This window comes from Acidovorax sp. CF316 (assembly GCF_000276605.1).
GTDB lineage: Bacteria > Pseudomonadota > Gammaproteobacteria > Burkholderiales > Burkholderiaceae_C > Acidovorax.
In genome coordinates, this window is record NZ_AKJX01000162.1 from 55,833 (window position 1) to 72,176 (window position 16,344).

General features: G+C 66.9%; 18 protein-coding genes. 8 read left to right on the forward strand and 10 right to left on the reverse strand.

Annotated elements, in window-relative coordinates:
- The first annotated feature begins 45 nt into the window (after window positions 1-45).
- The 7 genes from PMI14_RS20170 to PMI14_RS20200 all read left to right on the forward strand — a co-directional run bounded on the left by PMI14_RS20170 (window position 46) and on the right by PMI14_RS20200 (window position 7,365).
- Window positions 46-1,758, forward strand: coding sequence for an esterase/lipase family protein (locus PMI14_RS20170; protein WP_369751504.1), 1,713 nt, complete (start codon window positions 46-48; stop codon window positions 1,756-1,758).
- A 225-nt stretch (window positions 1,759-1,983) separates the two neighbouring features.
- Window positions 1,984-4,206, forward strand: coding sequence for a bifunctional diguanylate cyclase/phosphodiesterase (locus PMI14_RS20175; RefSeq protein ID WP_007857197.1), 2,223 nt, complete (start codon window positions 1,984-1,986; stop codon window positions 4,204-4,206).
- Window positions 4,207-4,383: 177 nt separating this feature from the next.
- Complete coding sequence (hemP, locus tag PMI14_RS20180) at window positions 4,384-4,629, forward strand: hemin uptake protein HemP (protein WP_007857198.1); 246 nt, start codon at window positions 4,384-4,386, stop codon at window positions 4,627-4,629.
- Between the two features lie 594 nt (window positions 4,630-5,223).
- Window positions 5,224-5,406 carry a hypothetical protein gene (locus PMI14_RS20185; protein WP_007857199.1) on the forward strand — a complete coding sequence of 61 codons (183 nt, stop codon included), beginning with the start codon at window positions 5,224-5,226 and terminating at the stop codon, window positions 5,404-5,406.
- Between the two features lie 292 nt (window positions 5,407-5,698).
- Window positions 5,699-6,070, forward strand: coding sequence for a hypothetical protein (locus tag PMI14_RS20190; protein ID WP_007857200.1), 372 nt, complete (start codon window positions 5,699-5,701; stop codon window positions 6,068-6,070).
- Window positions 6,071-6,157: 87 nt separating this feature from the next.
- Window positions 6,158-6,598, forward strand: coding sequence for a VOC family protein (locus PMI14_RS20195; protein WP_007857201.1), 441 nt, complete (start codon window positions 6,158-6,160; stop codon window positions 6,596-6,598).
- Window positions 6,595-7,365 carry a hypothetical protein gene (locus tag PMI14_RS20200; protein ID WP_007857202.1) on the forward strand — a complete coding sequence of 257 codons (771 nt, stop codon included), beginning with the start codon at window positions 6,595-6,597 and terminating at the stop codon, window positions 7,363-7,365. The genes PMI14_RS20195 and PMI14_RS20200 overlap by 4 nt, the downstream gene beginning before the upstream one ends.
- 77 nt (window positions 7,366-7,442) lie before the next feature.
- Here the strand turns inward: PMI14_RS20200 and PMI14_RS20205 are convergent, their stop codons facing one another.
- The 9 genes from PMI14_RS20205 to arsC all read right to left on the reverse strand — a co-directional run bounded on the left by PMI14_RS20205 (window position 7,443) and on the right by arsC (window position 14,595).
- Window positions 7,443-8,414, reverse strand: coding sequence for a succinylglutamate desuccinylase/aspartoacylase family protein (locus tag PMI14_RS20205; protein WP_035204791.1), 972 nt, complete (start codon window positions 8,412-8,414; stop codon window positions 7,443-7,445).
- A 65-nt stretch (window positions 8,415-8,479) separates the two neighbouring features.
- On the reverse strand, window positions 8,480-9,682 hold the full coding sequence (locus tag PMI14_RS20210; protein ID WP_007857204.1) for an MFS transporter: 1,203 nt from the start codon (window positions 9,680-9,682) through the stop codon (window positions 8,480-8,482).
- Window positions 9,683-9,720: 38 nt separating this feature from the next.
- On the reverse strand, window positions 9,721-11,193 hold the full coding sequence (locus PMI14_RS20215) for an NAD(P)-binding domain-containing protein (RefSeq protein WP_007857205.1): 1,473 nt from the start codon (window positions 11,191-11,193) through the stop codon (window positions 9,721-9,723).
- A gap of 66 nt (window positions 11,194-11,259) precedes the next feature.
- Window positions 11,260-11,577 (reverse strand): helix-turn-helix transcriptional regulator, encoded by a 318-nt coding sequence (locus PMI14_RS20220; RefSeq protein ID WP_007857206.1) that lies wholly within the window; start codon window positions 11,575-11,577, stop codon window positions 11,260-11,262.
- Between the two features lie 143 nt (window positions 11,578-11,720).
- Complete coding sequence (locus PMI14_RS20225) at window positions 11,721-12,281, reverse strand: arsinothricin resistance N-acetyltransferase ArsN1 family B (protein ID WP_007857208.1); 561 nt, start codon at window positions 12,279-12,281, stop codon at window positions 11,721-11,723.
- 51 nt (window positions 12,282-12,332) lie between these two features.
- Window positions 12,333-12,812 (reverse strand): MarR family winged helix-turn-helix transcriptional regulator, encoded by a 480-nt coding sequence (locus PMI14_RS20230; protein ID WP_007857209.1) that lies wholly within the window; start codon window positions 12,810-12,812, stop codon window positions 12,333-12,335.
- Between the two features lie 98 nt (window positions 12,813-12,910).
- Window positions 12,911-13,621, reverse strand: coding sequence for an arsenical resistance protein ArsH (arsH, locus tag PMI14_RS20235; RefSeq protein WP_007857210.1), 711 nt, complete (start codon window positions 13,619-13,621; stop codon window positions 12,911-12,913).
- A 105-nt stretch (window positions 13,622-13,726) separates the two neighbouring features.
- Complete coding sequence (locus PMI14_RS20240) at window positions 13,727-14,116, reverse strand: helix-turn-helix transcriptional regulator (protein WP_007857211.1); 390 nt, start codon at window positions 14,114-14,116, stop codon at window positions 13,727-13,729.
- A gap of 47 nt (window positions 14,117-14,163) precedes the next feature.
- Window positions 14,164-14,595 (reverse strand): arsenate reductase (glutaredoxin), encoded by a 432-nt coding sequence (gene arsC / locus PMI14_RS20245; RefSeq protein ID WP_007857212.1) that lies wholly within the window; start codon window positions 14,593-14,595, stop codon window positions 14,164-14,166.
- Between the two features lie 116 nt (window positions 14,596-14,711).
- Between arsC and PMI14_RS20250 the strand changes: the two genes are divergently transcribed.
- Complete coding sequence (locus PMI14_RS20250) at window positions 14,712-15,998, forward strand: arsenic transporter (protein WP_007857213.1); 1,287 nt, start codon at window positions 14,712-14,714, stop codon at window positions 15,996-15,998.
- A 171-nt stretch (window positions 15,999-16,169) separates the two neighbouring features.
- On the opposite strand, the gene PMI14_RS35810 is transcribed toward PMI14_RS20250, so the two are convergent.
- Window positions 16,170-16,301, reverse strand: coding sequence for a hypothetical protein (locus PMI14_RS35810; RefSeq protein WP_007857214.1), 132 nt, complete (start codon window positions 16,299-16,301; stop codon window positions 16,170-16,172).
- Between the last annotated feature and the right edge of the window lie 43 nt (window positions 16,302-16,344).

A 16,344-nucleotide genomic window follows, 5' to 3' on the forward strand; every position in this document is an offset into this window, starting at 1 on the left:
TTGAATTGCACGCTGGCGGCCGCGCCCGCCGTGCCACTATTTCTCTTGACGCCCCGCCCGCGCGCCCAGACCATCGCGCACTGGCAGTTCGCCTGCGGCCGCTGCACCACCGGGAGCACGACCGACATGCCTGCAGCGACCTACAAGGCCCCCTACTTCCCCATCGTCTACGTGCGCGGCTACGCGATGACGCAGGGCGAGATCGACCAGACCACGGCCGACCCGTTCTGCGGCTTCAACGTGGGGTCGACCGTGCACCGCGCCGTGCCGGATCGGCGCAGCAAGCCGCGCAAGCATGTGTTCGAGTCGCCGCTGGTGCGGCTGGCATCGGAGTACGGCTATGCCGACGTCTACGAGGACGGCTACGACATCGTGGACCCCGAGTGGGAGACAACGGCCGACGGCAAGCCCACGGGCAATGTGCTCTCGGGGCAGAGCATCATCATCTTTCGCTACTACGACAGCGCCTCGACCCTGCTGGGCGACGGGCAGACACTGGACATCGAGGACTTTGCCAAGGAGCTGAGCCAGCTTTTGGCCCGCGTGCGCGATCTGGTCTGCGGCAACCCGGCGAACGCGGTGGCGCCTGCGGACTTTCGCTGCTACCTGGTGGCACATTCCATGGGCGGGCTGGTGTGCCGCGCCATGCTGCAGAACCCGGCACTCGACCCCCAGCGCATGCGGCCCCACGTGGACAAGTTCTTCACCTACGCCACGCCGCACAACGGCATCGACGTGGCGGGCATCAACGCGCCGGCCTGGCTGTCCACCACCGACATCAACAACTTCAACCGCGGCAAGCGCATGGTGCAGTACCTGGACCTGGCGGGCGCGTACGCCACGCACCAGCGCGTGGACCTGCTGCCCGAAGCCCTGTTCCCCGCAAGCCGGGTGTTCTGCATGGTGGGCACCAACCGGCTGGACTACGAGGCGGCGGCCGGCCTGTCACGCACCTTCGTGGGCAATGGCAGCGACGGGCTGGTGCGCATCGAGAATGCCACGCTGCACGGCCTGAAAGCAGATGGCACGCTGGGCGAGCCCTGTGCCAAGGCGTTTGCCTACCGTGCGCATTCGGGCTTCTACGGCATCGTGAACAGCGAGGAGGCGTTCCAGAACCTGGCACGCTTCCTGTTCGGCCACGTGCGCGTGGACCTGTGGGCGGACCTCGAGGACGTCCGCCTGCCCACGGCCGTGCAGGCCCAGGTGGATGCGGGCCACAAGGTCAATGCGCTCTACCAGATGGAGCTGCGCGCCTCGCCCCGCGGCAAGCTGTGGTACCTGACCCGGCGCACCGCCGAGGAGGATTCGGTCGCCTGCATGGCCCATGCCCAGTGGCAGAGCGACCGGCACCACTACCTGTCGAGCGTGTTCCTGGCCAACAGCGCGCGCGTGAACCCGCGCCGCCGCTCGCTGGCCTACGGACTGGAGTTCGGGGTGCGCGCACCCGACTACGAGATCGAGCGGCGCCTGTGGATCAACGAGCACTACGAGGGTGGCTACCTGTTTCGCAATGCGCTGATCCTGGAGATGGAGCCCCCACCCGACGACGCCACGCCCTGGAAGGTGAAGTACTCCTGGCAGGGCACGGGCATGGTGCAGGCGCAGACCGTGCTCGATGTGCAGCCGCTGGGCGACGGCCGGGTGGAGGTGGTCATCCCCTTCGACAGCCACACCGTGGACGGCCGGGGCACGCACAAGCCGGCCCACCCGGGCGTGCGCGGGCAATTGCGCTTCGTGATATCGGCCTGGAATGCCTGACGCCGTTCGACAGGCGCCAAAAGCCCGCCCCCGCTGCCATGGCAATAAACAAGGCGGTTTTTTGAACGGCCCATGGTAAAAGTCGAGGCACATCATTGGCTTGTCCCGCAACCGGCCTGATCTGTCAGCGCCGTCTGACAGCGAGGACCGCGAGGGGCGTTTATTTTTTGGGGAGGTGGCATGTGTCTCCGGGGGCGGAGACCTGCTCGCCCAATGGAGTTCCACATGAAGTGCCCCCCTACCCTGCCGACCGAGGAAGCGCGGCTGCAGGCCCTGGAAGACCATGGGCTGGGAGATGAACAGTCCCTGCCCAGCCTGGACCCGGTGGTGCGTATCGCCGCCCGCATGTTCGGCATGCCCGTGTCGGCCGTGAACATGATCGGCAGCGACCATGTGTTCTTCGCCGCCAGCGTGGGTGCAGGGACGATGGACATGGGCCGCGACGTGTCTTTCTGCGCCCATGCCATCACGCAGAACGGCGTGATGGTGGTGCCCGACACGCTGCAGGACGAGCGCTTTCACGACAACCCCCTGGTCACCGGCCCGTCCAACGTTCGCTTCTACGCCGGTGTGCCGCTGCTGTCGCCCGAAGGCCACGCCATGGGCGCGCTGTGCGTGCTCGACGACCGGCCGCACGACGATTTCAGCACCGAAGACCAGGAGCGCCTGCGCGAGCTGGCGCGCATGGCCTCCGACCGGCTGGAGCTGCACCGCATCGAGACCTCGTCCGAGCGCACGCGGCCCTCGTTCGACGAGTACGCGGGCAACTCCACCACGCCGGTGGTCTGGTTCGACGAGCAGCGGCGCGTCGTGGCGATCAACACCGCCGCCGCCGCGCTGCACGGCTACCACCCGGCCGAATGCGTGGGCCAGCCGCTGGACATGCTCCTGGCCGAGGAGGAGCATGCCACCTTGCGCGAGGGCATTGCGCGCGCGGTGGAGGCGGCCTCGATGCAGGACCTGAAGATCCCCACCGAAGTCTGCGGGCGGCGCAAGGACTTCACGCACTTCCTGCTGGGGATCTCGCTGTTCATCTGGCGCCACAACGGCCGCCTGCGCTTCGAAGCCGTGCTCAAGGACCTCACGGCCCAGCGGCGCGAAGAGGACGATCTGCGCCGCCAGGCCGCCAGCGACCCGCTGACCGGGCTGGCCAACCGCGCCTGCTTCTACCGCCGTGTGCAGGATGCGCTGCTCAAGCCTGCGCCCGATGGCGCGGCCGCCGTGCTGATGCTGGACCTGGACGGCTTCAAGGACCTCAACGACACCCTGGGCCACGCCGTGGGCGACAGTCTGCTGCAGGAGGTGGCGCGGCGGCTGGCGCGGCTGGCGGGCCACACCCTGTTCGAGGCGCACCGCAGCCGCGGCCCCGTCGCCGCCCGGCTGGGGGGCGATGAATTCGCCCTGCTGCTGCCCGGCGTGGCCGAGGCCGAGGCCGCCAACCAGCTGGCCCAGCGCGCCATCAGCGCCATCCACCAGCCGATCACCATTGCCGGGCACGAGGTGCGCGTGGGCGCCAGCTGCGGGGTCTCCGTGGCGCCCCTGCAGGCCCACGAGGCGCTGGAACTGGTAGGCAATGCCGACCTGGCGCTGTCGCAGGCCAAGACCGAGGGCGGCGGGCGCAGCTATGTGTTCGTGCCCGCGCTGCGCATGGCGGCGGTGGCACGGCGCCTGTACGGCATGGAGCTGGACCGCGCGGTGGACAAGGGTGAGCTGGTGCTGTTCTACCAACCCCAGGTGCACCTGGAGGATGGATCCCTCTCGGGTGCCGAGGCGCTCATCCGCTGGCAGCACCCGCAGCGCGGCCTGCTGGCGCCGGCCGCCTTTCTGCCCGCGCTCGAGAGCGGCCCCCTGGCCGCCAGCGTGGGCTCTTGGATCCTGGACGAGGCCTGCGCACAGGCCGCCTACTGGCGCCGCCATGGCGCCCCGGGGCTGCGCATGGGCGTGAACCTGTTCGGCGTGCAGTTCCGCGTCGGCGATCTGGTCACCGAGGTCATGGACGCGCTGGCCCGCCACGGCCTGCCGCCCGATGCGCTGGAGCTGGAGATCACCGAGAACATCGTGCTCGACCACGACGACGTGGTGCCCGGCATGCTGCGCCGCCTGCGCGACCAGGGGGTGGGCATCGCCTTCGACGACTTCGGCACCGGCTATGCCTCGCTGAGCCTGCTCACCAGCTACCCGCTCACGCGCATCAAGATCGACCGCGGCTTCGTGCAGGGCATGCTCGAATCGCGGCGCGAAGCCTCGGTGGTGCGCGCCATCCTGGACATGGCGCGCAGCTTCGACCTCCAGACCATTGCCGAAGGTGTGGAGACCGAGGCCCAGTGCGAGCGCCTGCGCAGCGAGCGCTGCGGCGAAGCCCAGGGCTACCTGTTCTCGCGGCCCCTGTCCGTGCAGCAGTTCGGCGAAGCCTACAGCCTGGGGCCGCTGCGCAAGGCGACTGCCTGAGCGCTGCGGGCACTTGGCGCCCCGGTGCCGTCCCGCAACGCAGCGCAGCGCTCCGCAGAATTACCTATTGTTTCAAAGGCTAATGAGACACATTCTCATTTAATGCCCTATACTTCACCCATACCGCAGAACAGCACCAGCCAACAGTCATCACCAACCAACCGATTCCTGCACACCATGTCGACACTTGCCATGCCCCGCCCCGTCCTTCGACTGCAGCGCCCCGTGGCGCCGCGCGTGTCGGCCGTTGCCGATGACGCGGTGGTGCAGGCACCGGCCGCAGAGTCGACTGCCGCGGGCTTCCTGCGCAGCATCAACAGCGCCACCATGCTCGGCACGGCCAAGGTCGTGAACATCCTGCACAACGGCTCGGTCTACCAGCTCAAGACCACCAAGCTTGGAAAGCTGATTCTGACGAAATAGGTTTCATCGTGGGGAGACTCCCGGGACCTCGGTCTCGAAGGGTCTTTTTTTGCTAGCCACCCGTAACCCGGCAGCCATGCTTTTTTTCCCCACCAACGGCATCCCCGCCTCCGCAGGCCCGATCACGGACAAGTGATCCGCCCCCATGGGGCGAGCCTCTTTAGCCATCCCCGTGCGGCGTGTGGCGCCTTCTCTCTGTACCCCCCATTTCTCGGCGGCCCGAGCACCTGCGCGCGGCGTGACGCATGGCGTTACATGCCAGCGCCTGCAATGCCTTGCAGGTCCGTTTTGCGCCCCGCCCCGGGGCCGCACACCGTGCTGTTTGCAAGCATCTGCAACAGTCCCTGCGCACCGCCTGTTGCAGGCCTTGCAGGTGGGCAACAACGCGTCCGCTGCGGCGTGGCCGGGCGGGCCTTCGCACCCGCACGCAACCACCCGTAACAGCAGTCACAGACGTCATGAATCGCTGTTGTCTTACACGCGGAACTGGGACACTTTGCTGAAATCAAACCACTGGCCATTGAGGCTGGTATGGGGTCATTGAGGCCCCTGTCCCGGATTGTTTTTGCCCTTTTGCCCACCAGGAGTCGTGCCATGAAGTTCCACCACCTGCCTCCCCGCATGCGTGCCGTTGCTGCGTTCGTGGTGACCGTCGTGCTGGCCTTCCTGGCGGCCGCGGCCCTGCTCATGCCCGACATCATGGTGCAATCGGTGGACTCCATGGTCCGCCTGCCCGGTGGCGTGGAGCAGATCCTCACGCAGGGTTTTTCGCAGTAAGAGTGCGCACCCCGGTGTGTGCATGGGTGCCTGCAGGCACCCGGTGGTCCAGGCGGTTCATTCATTCATCCGCCCCCCGTTGCCCCCGTTTCCTCCTGCGCATCCGCCGCAGGATTTCCCCTCCCCCTTTCCTGGCCGAACCCGTGGCGGCAGCGCTGCAGGCCCGCTGCCCCCCAAACTGGGCGCAAACGCAACGCCCGCGCGGAACCTGCTGGCAAAAAGAGGAGCACGAGAGTACCATCTGGCGCTGCACACCGGAATTTCCGGCGCTGCATACCGTAGGAGGAACACCGTGAACCCACGTTTCCTGACCCTTGACCGCACCACTGCGGCCGTTCTGGCCGCCACCCTGGCGGTCTCGCTCTCGGCCCTGATGGCAGGCTGCTCCAGCCCCCGCGAAGGCTCCCTCGACGAATTCGCCCGCTGGCACGACAACGCCAAGGCCCAGGCCCAGGCCGGCGCGCTGGCCTGGAGCGAGTTCTACAAGCAGAGCTTCGACCGCCTCACCGCCCTGCCCCCCTCCATCCAGCAGGACACCCGGCTGGAGAACACCGTGCTGCTGCTGTCCACTGCGCGCAAGTACGAGTCCAGCGAAATCACCGCCCTGCAGTTCAACACCGAACGCGAGCACATCGAGACCCAGCTGCAAGCGCGCCTGCGCTGAGCCTGCCCGCCCCCCGGCCCCGCGACGATGAAGCGCGGTGGCCCATGGCATGCCAGGGCGATGCCTGCCTGATCCCTGCCCCCATCCATGCACGCCCATCTTCGAATAGCACGCCCCGTCAGCGATCTGGCACGCGCCGTGGCCCAGTACACGCAAGGCCTCGGCATCGAGCAACTGGGCAGCTTCAAGGACCACGCAGGCTTTGACGGCACCATGCTCGGCACACCCGGGGCCGGCTTTCACTGGGAGTTCACCCACTGCACCAGCCACCCGGTCGCGCCGGCCCCCACGCCCGAGGACCTGCTGGTCTTCTACGTTCCAGAGCCCGGGGCCTGGCAGGTGCGCTGCGACGCCATGCGCGCTGCCGGTTTCATCGAAGTGCCGCCCTTCAACCCCTACTGGGCAACGTCGGGCTGCACCTTCGAGGACCCTGATGGCTACCGCGTGGTCATCCAGCGCGCTGCGTGGGGCACAGAGTCCCAAAATGCGCGCGGTGGAGAGTGGGTCGACCAGCAGCAACCCCCATGAACAACGATCACCCTGAACGAACTCCGTCTGCCTGGGCAAGAGAGTGCCTGGCGATACTTCAGCAAATCGACCCGGGCTACCGCAAGAACCGTGGAGTGTCGGGTCGATTCATGGAATTCGTGCGCCCGGATCCCAGCGGCCTCCTCGTTTCGCAAAACTTCCTGCGCGTCAGGGAGGACTACTACCTCAGCTACGCGCTGACCTTCACGGAACTCCCCCTGACCGTGCGCCTTCACCACCCGCTGGTAGCGGGCGCGCGGTTCGAGAACAGCGGCGTCTCACGGCAGTGGAGCGACGACTTTGGCATGCGCCGGGGCGATCCCGGCTACCCCAGCGGCCTGTGGTCGTTCGGACCCTGGCGCTCCAATACGCTGGAGAACATCGCCCAAGGATTCGCCTTGAACGACCAGTTCATGTACCCCCGGTACAGGCAGGCACTGGCAGAGGGCAAGGCCCACCTGGTCACCCTGTTCGAGGCGGCACAGCGCATCATTGCGCAGCTCGACCCCTCCATTCCTGTTGCGCAGCAGGCTGCCCGGTTCGGCGTGGACCCGGGTGTCCTCGCTGCGTACCCGCTGGTGTCGTCGGCGCTCGACGCCTTTACCATCGCCCGACAGGGCCAGTGCTACGCCGGATTCGGCCCCGCAACCAACACGGTGGACCTGGCCAGCATCGCGCCGGAAGTCATGGTGCTGCACTTTGCCAACGAGTTTCTACTGGTGCGCGAGCGGCTTTCGGATATCCTGGCTACCGCGAAAGCGCTTTGAGGAGGGTTGGGGACCCTGGGTAGCGCGACGATGCCCGGTTGGAATGGAGAACGAGTTCCAGTGCTCCTGGGCAAGGATCAGCCAATGGTTCGAACGCTCTTCTGCGCAAAGTAGAACCATTCGTTGCCCGGCATCGCCCCAGGGTTCGGGAAGACCACAAAGCCATCGGCAGGAGCTTTCACTTCGCGGCCATCGTGCCGTTGCCCGATGAGTTGCCCGTCCACCACGGGATCGAAGCTTTTCCACGGCTGGGCAAAGCGGTCGTCGTCATGCTCGCGATCCACCACATCCTGTAGGCGCAGGACCTGGAACTCGGAAGCTGGCGGCTTGAGCGCAAGCGATGTCAGCCCAAGCACAGCGAGTGTCTGCCGGATCGCGCGATAGGCGACACCGACCGCCTCCGGATCGTCATGCTGCCCGCATTCCAGCGTCACGCCGTAGCCACCCCGCGAGCGCATGTACTCGGACGTGCCGATGCCATACCCCGTATCCAGAAGAGCGGCGCTGGCAGACTGTTGGGCCTGCCGTCGCCGCTGCACACCACGGGCATACACATACATCCAGCCTTCCACCACCCGCCGAGGCCCGAGGTGCGCAACCAGGCGCTCCTCCTGCGCTGAATGCTGGAACGGCTCAAGGGTGCCGGTGTTGTTGGTGGGGCCCACCATGGTGAAGGGTTGCCCCGGGGTGTGAAACGAGTGCAGGTCGAGCAACACGTCGTGCGCGTCCAGCAAGGGGCACAGGACATTCGCGATATGGTCCTCGTAGTCGGTCGGCTCAGCGCTGACACGCAGATTGCGGTTGAGATTGCGGTCCCCTTGCCGGGTGCGCTGTTGATAGGCGCAGGGATTCGTCACCGGCACCATCGTGAGGACACCCCGTTCGATGCCAAAGGCTCCAGCCGCCAGTTCGTCCACGACCTGCGCAATGGCCTGGGCACCGCATCGCTCATTGCCGTGCACGGCACCAAGGACCACGACCCGCGGCCCTGGCTTCAGTGCCATGAATTGGTGAACATGAAGAAATGACGGGCGGGTCGAAGAGGTCATGGGAGTTGGCAGCGTGGCGAGCAAAACGGTGTAGATGCAAATGTCACGCCACGACTGGAACTTTGTCAAACCCTGCAGGGGCCTTTCCAAACTGGTGAAGCAAGCGCCAGCAGTGCCAGAAACGCCGCAGCCCCCAGGCCTGCAGAAACCCACAGCGCCCCCGCACCCAGGCGGTCCAGGCACAGCCCAAACAGCCATGGGGACGCCGCCTGCGCAATGCGCGCCGGCACCATGAGCAAGCCCTGCCGATGCCCGTAGCCTGCGGGCCCAAACAGCACCAGCGGCAGCGTGCCCTTGGCAATGGTCAGGATGCCGTTGCCCGCGCCATGGAACAGCGCGAACACCGCTGCCACCGGCGCCCCAGCCACCGCGAGCAGCCCGGCGCCCAGTGGGTGCATCAGCGCCGCCAGGCGGGCAGACAGCAGCGGATGCACATGGCGCAGAAAGCCGAACTCTAGCAGACGCCCCGCCACCTGGGCCGGCCCCACCAACGCGCCTACAGCCACGGCGGTCGCCAGCGAGGCGCCGCCCTCCTGTAGCAGGCGGGGCAGGTGCGAGGCCATGGCGGTGCTGGTGAACCAGGTTGCCGCGAACACGAAGGCCAGCAGCAGGGTGGCCCGGCGCGCATGGGCGGGCACAGGATCAGCCGCCGCTGCATGGGCAGCACCCGATGTTTCTGGCGCAGACCCCACCGCCTCAGTTTGCGGTCGGCGCGGCGTCCACGCATTGAGCGGCAGGCCCACCACCAGGTGCAGCGCAGCCCACGCCCAACAGGCGCCGCGCCAACCCCATTGCGACTCCATCCACATCGACAGCGGCCAGCCGACCGTGCTGGCAAAGCCGGCGATCAGGGTGATGCCCGTGATCGAATTGCGCGCGTTCTTGCCATGCAGGTGCACCAACGCGGCAAATGCCGCCTCGTACAGCCCGCTGCCCATGCCCACGCCCAGCAGCACCCACGCGGCGAACAGGCCCCCGGGGCCCTGGGCCATGGCCAGCGCCGCCAGGCCCAGTGCAAACACCAGGCTGGTGGCCACCAGCACCGGCCGGCCGCCCCAGCGGTCGATGCTGCGGCCGGCATACGGCCCCAGCAGCGCGGAAACAACCAGCGCCCACGAGAAGGCGGCGAATACCGTGGGGACCGACACCCCCAGCTCCCGGGCCATGGGCACTGCCAGGATGGCGGGCAGGTAATAGGTGGAGGCCCAGGCCAGGGTCTGGGCGGTGCCCAGGCTGGCGACTGTGGTTGCTGATGTCAGGCGTGGCAAGGGGATTCCTCTCGGCTAATCCATGGGGACGGCGGGCATCAGCCGCAGCATGACGTTTTGGCCGTCACCACCTGTTGCGAGGCTGCGACCTTGGACGCCGTGGGAGCCGCAGCCGGAGGACAGCCGCATCCCTCGCTGCCCTTGGCCTTCTTTGTCTCGTCCAGCGCACAGCAGGCCGACATGTCTTGCACCGCCGGGCCACCACAGCAACCCGAAGCAACGGTGGTCTGCCCCGTTAGCGGCTCGGAAAGGTCCACCGAGCACACGCCCGTCTGCGGCAGGTCGAGCAGTACCTGGTTGGCCGCCACCCAGTCGCCGGCAATGGCCGCCACCACCGAGCGCGCCTGCTCATAGCCCGTGGCCATCAGGAAGTTGGGCGCACGCCCGTAGCTCTTGGCGCCGATGGCATAGAAGCCGGGCTCCGGATGGGCCAGTTCCTTGTGGCCATGGGGGCGCACGGTGCCGCAGCTGTGCAGGTTGGGGTCGATCAGGTCGGCCAGGGCTTCGGTACTCTCGATCCAGGGATCCAGGCGCGTGCGCAGTTCGCGCGCCAGCGACAGATCGGGGCGCGAGCCCGCGGCCACGATGATCTCGTCAATGCCCTCCACGGGTGCCACGGTCGGATCGATGGCGCGCACGGTCGTGAGGCCACCGACCCGCTCCAAGGACTGCACGCCAAAGCCCAGGTGCAGAACGATGTGCTGCTGCTCGACAAGGTCGCGCAGCCGGGTGCCCAGGGCGCCGCGCGCCGGCAGCCCATCGGCACTGCCTCCGCCGAAGATCTTGCGCAGGTCCTTGCCCCGCACCGTCCAGTGCACGCGGGTGCCAGGCTCTCCCTCTGCCAATGCGGCCAGCGCCAGCAGGTTGCCGGCAGCGGAATGGCCCGCACCCACCACCATCACCGAGCGGCCCGCATACCGGCCACGGGCAGCCCCTAGGATGTCCGGCATGCCATAGGCAATGTGTTCCCGCGCCGCACGCTCGCCCAGCGCGGGAAAGCCATGGATGCCCATGGGATTGGGCTGGCCCCAGGTGCCCGACGCGTCGATCACGGCCTGGGCCCGAATCTCTTTTACCCCCTCGGCGGCCTGCACCACCAGCACGAAGTCCGCATGCTCCCGTCCGGCCGTCTTGACCTTGTCGAAGCCCGCGCGCGAAATGCCCAGCACCTGGTGGCCGAAATGGATGTGCGGCGCAAGCGCCCTGTGTGCCGCCAGCGGCCCCAGGTAGCGCTCCACCAATTCGCCGGCTGTGGGCAGGCCATCGGAATCGGGCATGGCCCAGCCAGTGCTTTCCAGCAGCGCACGCGCCGCCGTGTCCACGTTGTAGCGCCAGGGCGAGAACAGGCGCACGTGGCCATACGACTGCAGATGGACGGCAACGCCGGCTCCGGCCTCGAAGACCTCCACCGCCAGACCGCGCCCGACCAGATGGGCAGCGGCCGCGAGCCCGATGGGGCCGGCACCGATCACGGCCACCGTGAATGCAGAAGAGGATGTGGAATCAGCCATGGGGATCTCCTTCGTAGTTCGCAGATTAACGAACATTCATGACAAAAAGAAGAGGCCTCGGCCTCCTCACAGGGACTGGACCAGTTGCTTGAGCTCGGCGAGCCGCGCAGGGTTGATGCAGTAGCAGGTGCGCTGCTCCTCGGCGGAGCCCAGGATCAATCCCGCCTCCTTGAGCACCTTCACATGCTGCGAGGTGGTGGACGGCGCCAGGCCCACCACGTCGGCCAGGCTGCCGAAGTAGCACTGGCCATAGCTCGACAGGTGGCGCAGCAACTGGATGCGGGCCGGATGGGCCAGCGCCTTCAGCAGCATGGCCAGCTCAGCCGTCCGGTCCTCGTCCAGCAGGACCAGCACCTCTTCTTCGTCACCAGGGCAGCAGGACATACGGCCTTTCTCTTAATTCGTATTTTTACGAATGATCGATGCCCGCGTGCGGCATGTCAAGCGCGACAGCGTCGAGGCCGGCCACAAAGACCAGGACCAAGAGATAGCGGGACAGGAAGACGGGCATGGTCGGTCCTTGTGTTTCAGGCGTGAAGCGTTTCGGCACGGAAGGCCAGGGTATCGAATTTCTGAGGGACTGTGGGGTGGGCCGGCGACTGCAGGCTGCATTGCCACCAGCCCACGTCGTGCCACTGCCCGTGCTTGAAGCCGACCTTTCGGTACACGCCCAGCGCCTCGAATCCGATGGACTCGTGCAACGCCACGCTGGCCTGGTTGGGCAGGGCAATGCCGGCAAATGCCTGGCAGTAGCCGAGCCCGACCAGGGCGCGTTTCAACGCCCCATACAGCCGCTTGCCGATGCCCTGACCGCGCGCGTCCTCGCGCACGTAGGCCGTGGTGTCCACGGACCACTGGTAGGCCGCTCGCTCGCGGTGCTTGCTGGCATACACATAGCCGTTGAGCAGGCCCTGCTCGTCCTCGCTCACCAGCCAGGGCAGCTCCTGCAGTGTCTTGGCAATGCGCTCGCGCATCTGCTCCACGGTCGGCACCTCCAGTTCGAACGAGATGCTGGTGTGCTCCACGATGGGCGCGTAGATGGCGGTGATGGCCTCGGCGTCGGCCGGGGTGGCGGTACGGATGGTCATGGATAGGCAGGGTGCGGTGGTGGCAGGGTGGGAGAAAACGTTACGCGCCATTCAGCAGCACGGCTTTGCATCCTTGGGCGAGCGAGGCAAGGTGAGGCAAGGGGCGGCCTGGTCCTGTCGCAGCGCCTTGAGCAGCAGCTGCAGCGATTTCTCGACGGCAGCACGGTCGCGCCCGCTCAGGCATCCGAGCAGCTGTGCCGCATGGGCGTCGAGGGTGGTGTTCAGTTCGTGGACCTTGCGCTCCCCCTCGGCGGTGAGGGTGACCAGCCAGCTGCGGGCATCCACCGGGTTGGGCTCCTTGGTCACCAGGCCACGCGCGGCTATGGCCTCCACGGCGCGCGAGACCCAGCTCTTTTCCAGGCTCACGCGCGCGCCCAGCTCGGACAACGGCAACGGGCCCGAGCGCCCCAGCTCGGTCAGCAGATGGCATTGGGTGTTGGTGGTGCTGCTGCATTCGGCCACCACGCGCTGGGCCCGCGTGTAGATGCGGGCGACCTCACGCAGCACGCTCCCTGGATTGGTGGCCGTCATATTTGGTTGTGTATAGCACCTAGGTGAACGCAGGTTAGCCACCCGGATATTCGTTGTCAATAGCAACTACCTGCGCGAGCCGAGTAGATGGCGCGGCGTCAGATCGATGCCTGGTTCACCCGGCGCATCAGCGCCTCGCCCGATTCCTTGCGCTCGCTGTAGCGGTCCACCAGGTAAGGCGACACGTCGCGCGTGAGCAGGGTGAACTTCATGAGTTCCTCCATCACGTCCACGATGCGGTCGTAGTAGGCCGACGGCTTCATGCGGTTGTCGTCGCCAAACTCCTGGAAGGCCTTGGCCACGGACGATTGGTTGGGGATGGTGAGCATGCGCATCCAGCGCCCGAGCACGCGCATCTGGTTCACGGCGTTGAACGACTGCGAGCCGCCGCAGACCTGCATCAGCGCCAGGGTCTTGCCCTGCGTGGGGCGCACCGCGCCCTGGGCCAGCGGGATCCAGTCGATCTGGGTCTTGAGGATGCCGGTCATGGCGCCATGGCGCTCGGGCGAGCACCAGACCATGCCCTCGGACCAGGCGGCCAGGGTGCGCAGTTCCGCCACCTTGGGATGCGAGTCCGGCGCGCCATCGGCCAGCGGCAGGCCGGTGGGGTCAAAGATTTTCACCTCGGCGCCCAGCGCTTGCAGGATGCGCGCCGCCTCTTCGGTGGCCAGGCGGCTGAACGAGCGCTCGCGCAGCGAGCCATAGAGCATGAGGATGCGCGCCGGGTGGGTCGAGACCAACGGGGCCGACAGGCGGGCGGTGTCGGGCCGCTGCAGCAAGGGGACGTCAAGGTGTGGCAGGTCGGTCACGGAAGAACTCCTGGGTGGTGGATGCCAATCGGGCAGGTAGATATTCAATATTTCAACGATTATTGAATCGATGAGCAGACTGTGGCCTCAACGGGATGCGGCCCCTCAGGCCGCCGTGGCAGTCTTGCGGCGCTTGCCGGCGGCTGTAGGGGTGGCAGGCGCCGCCGGCGCGCAACCGCCCTTGCCGGGCAGTTCTGCGCAGAGGCCCGGGTTGCCCGCGCAGCACTCTTCGGTCAGGTAGCCGATCAGCTCGGCCATCAGCGCCAAGTTGGCCCGGTAGCGCTGGTAGCGGCCCTCCTGCTCGACGGTGAGCAGCGTGGCGTGCGTCATGCCCTTGAGGTGGAAGGACAGGTTGGTGGGCGGCACGTCCAGTGCCGCAGCGATCTCGCCAGCCACCAGCCCACCCGGCCCCTGCCGCACGAGCAGGCGGAACACATCGAGCCGCACGGGCGAGGACAGCGATTCGAAGACGGTGGTGGCAGCGGCTTTTTGCACGGACTGACTATACAAGACGGGTTGAAATGGGCGCGCGACCAGGGCGGTCAAACGACCCGCTGCCCCTGGGCGTCGATGACCAGCTCGCCGTCTTCCTTGGAAAAAGGCCCGGGCAAGGGGGGCAGAAGGTCCAGCACCGCTTCGGAGGGCCGGCACAGCCGGGTGCCCAGCGGGGTGACGACGATGGGCCGGTTGATCAGGATGGGGTGGACCAGCATGACATCGAGCAGGCGTTCGTCCGACAGCGCCAGATCCTGCAAACCCAGCTCGTCGTACGGCGTGCCCTTTTGCCGCAGCAGGGCGCGCACGGGGATGCCCATCGCCGCAACCAGCTCCTTGAGCTTCTCGCGGTCCGGGGGCGCCTTCAGGTACTCGATGACCGTGGGTTCGATGCCGGCGTGCCGGATCATGGCCAGCACGTTGCGCGAGGTGCCGCAGGCCGGATTGTGGAAGATGGTGTGGGCGGTGGAAGCTTGCATGGCATCAATAATACAACTATTATTGAAATGTTCAATTAACTGCCTGCAACCCCGCTCTGAGGGCGCTTGCAGTGCCCCACGCCCCCTCTTCTCCTCCCCTTCAGAAAGACCACCGGATGCTTCTGGCCCTGTCGATATTTGTCGCCACCATCGCGCTGGTGATCTGGCAGCCGCGCGGGCTGGGCATTGGCTGGAGCGCCAGCGCGGGCGCTGCCGTGGCATTGCTCACCGGCGTGGTGCAGTGGGCCGACATGGCCGTGGTCTGGCAGATCGTGTGGAACGCCACGGCCGCCTTCATCGCCATCATCATCGTGAGCCTGCTGCTCGACGAGGCCGGCTTCTTCGAATGGGCGGCCCTGCACGTGGCGCGCTGGGGGCGTGGCAGCGGGCGCATGCTGTTCGCGCTCATCGTACTGCTGGGCGCGGCCGTGGCGGCGGTGTTTGCCAACGATGGTGCGGCGCTGATCCTCACCCCCATCGTGGTCGCCATGCTCGCGGCCCTGGGCTTTGGGCCGGGCGCCACATTGGCCTTTGTGATGGCTGCGGGTTTCATCGCCGACGCGGCCAGCCTGCCGCTGGTGGTGTCCAACCTGGTGAACATCGTCTCGGCCGACTTCTTTCGCATTGGCTTCAACGACTACGCAGCCATTATGGTGCCGGTGAACCTGGCCTCGGTCGTGGCGTCGCTGGTGGTGCTGCTGCTGTTCTTTCGCCAGGAGATCCCCGCAACCTACGACCAGGCCCAGCTCAGGCTGCCGGCCGCCGCCATCCGCGATGCGGCCACCTTCAAGACGGGGTGGGTGGTGCTGGTGCTGCTGCTCGTGGGCTTTTTCAGGCTGGAGCCGCTGGGCGTGCCCGTCAGCGCCACGGCCGCCGCAGGCGCCGCGCTGTTGCTGGCCGTGGCCGGCCGGGGTCAGGTGATCAGCACGACCAAGGTGCTGCGCGGTGCGCCCTGGCAGATCGTGGTGTTCTCGCTGGGCATGTACCTGGTGGTCTACGGGCTGCGCAACCAGGGGCTCACGGCCTACCTCAGCCAGTGGCTCAACGCCTTCGCGGGCTACGGCATCTGGGGCGCCGCCATCGGCACCGGCGTGCTGACCGCCGTGCTGTCCTCCCTCATGAACAACATGCCCACGGTGCTGGTGGTGGCGCTGTCCATCGATGCCTCTGCGGCCACCGGCGTGGTGAAGGAGGCGATGGTCTACGCCAACGTCATCGGCAGCGACCTGGGGCCCAAGATCACGCCCATCGGCTCGCTGGCCACCTTGCTGTGGCTGCATGTGCTGGAGCGCAAGGGCATCCGCATCGGCTGGGGCACCTACTTCCGGGTGGGGGTGACCCTCACCGTGCCCGTGCTGCTGGTCACGCTGGCGGCGCTGGCGCTGCGGCTATCGATCAGGTAGCCCGGCGGCTGCCTGGCACCAATCAGGTAGCCCGGCGGCTGCCTGGCACCAATCAGGTAGCCCGGCGGCTGCCTGGCACAAATCAGGCAGCCCGGCAGCTGCCTGGTGCAAAAAAGAGCGGGCCGGCACCCGTGGGTACCGGCCCGCCATCAGGTCGCCAGCTTCAGGCGATCAATCGCAGCAGCCCAGCATCTCCAGGCAGCACTCGGCGAGTTCTGCGCAGCAGCCGGACTGGGCCATGGCCATGCCTGCCATCGACAGCAAGACAGCGGCCACGCCGAATTTGAAAAGTTGTTTTTTCATTGGAAAATTCCTGTTGGGGTTTGGATAGAAAAGAAAAAAAGAA

What these genes read in the sequence shown, in the direction of transcription:
- arsC (WP_007857212.1), bottom strand. Translation starts at nt 14,595, where the DNA reads ATGCAAGCTTCCACCGCCCACACCATCTTCCACAATCCGGCCTGCGGC.
- PMI14_RS20185 (WP_007857199.1), top strand. Translation starts at nt 5,224, where the DNA reads ATGAAGTTCCACCACCTGCCTCCCCGCATGCGTGCCGTTGCTGCGTTC.
- PMI14_RS20205 (WP_035204791.1), bottom strand. Translation starts at nt 8,414, where the DNA reads ATGACCTCTTCGACCCGCCCGTCATTTCTTCATGTTCACCAATTCATG.
- PMI14_RS20215 (WP_007857205.1), bottom strand. Translation starts at nt 11,193, where the DNA reads ATGGCTGATTCCACATCCTCTTCTGCATTCACGGTGGCCGTGATCGGT.
- PMI14_RS20195 (WP_007857201.1), top strand. Translation starts at nt 6,158, where the DNA reads ATGCACGCCCATCTTCGAATAGCACGCCCCGTCAGCGATCTGGCACGC.
- hemP (WP_007857198.1), top strand. Translation starts at nt 4,384, where the DNA reads ATGTCGACACTTGCCATGCCCCGCCCCGTCCTTCGACTGCAGCGCCCC.
- PMI14_RS20175 (WP_007857197.1), top strand. Translation starts at nt 1,984, where the DNA reads ATGAAGTGCCCCCCTACCCTGCCGACCGAGGAAGCGCGGCTGCAGGCC.
- PMI14_RS20230 (WP_007857209.1), bottom strand. Translation starts at nt 12,812, where the DNA reads ATGACGGCCACCAATCCAGGGAGCGTGCTGCGTGAGGTCGCCCGCATC.
- PMI14_RS35810 (WP_007857214.1), bottom strand. Translation starts at nt 16,301, where the DNA reads ATGAAAAAACAACTTTTCAAATTCGGCGTGGCCGCTGTCTTGCTGTCG.
- PMI14_RS20200 (WP_007857202.1), top strand. Translation starts at nt 6,595, where the DNA reads ATGAACAACGATCACCCTGAACGAACTCCGTCTGCCTGGGCAAGAGAG.
- PMI14_RS20220 (WP_007857206.1), bottom strand. Translation starts at nt 11,577, where the DNA reads ATGTCCTGCTGCCCTGGTGACGAAGAAGAGGTGCTGGTCCTGCTGGAC.
- PMI14_RS20225 (WP_007857208.1), bottom strand. Translation starts at nt 12,281, where the DNA reads ATGACCATCCGTACCGCCACCCCGGCCGACGCCGAGGCCATCACCGCC.
- PMI14_RS20250 (WP_007857213.1), top strand. Translation starts at nt 14,712, where the DNA reads ATGCTTCTGGCCCTGTCGATATTTGTCGCCACCATCGCGCTGGTGATC.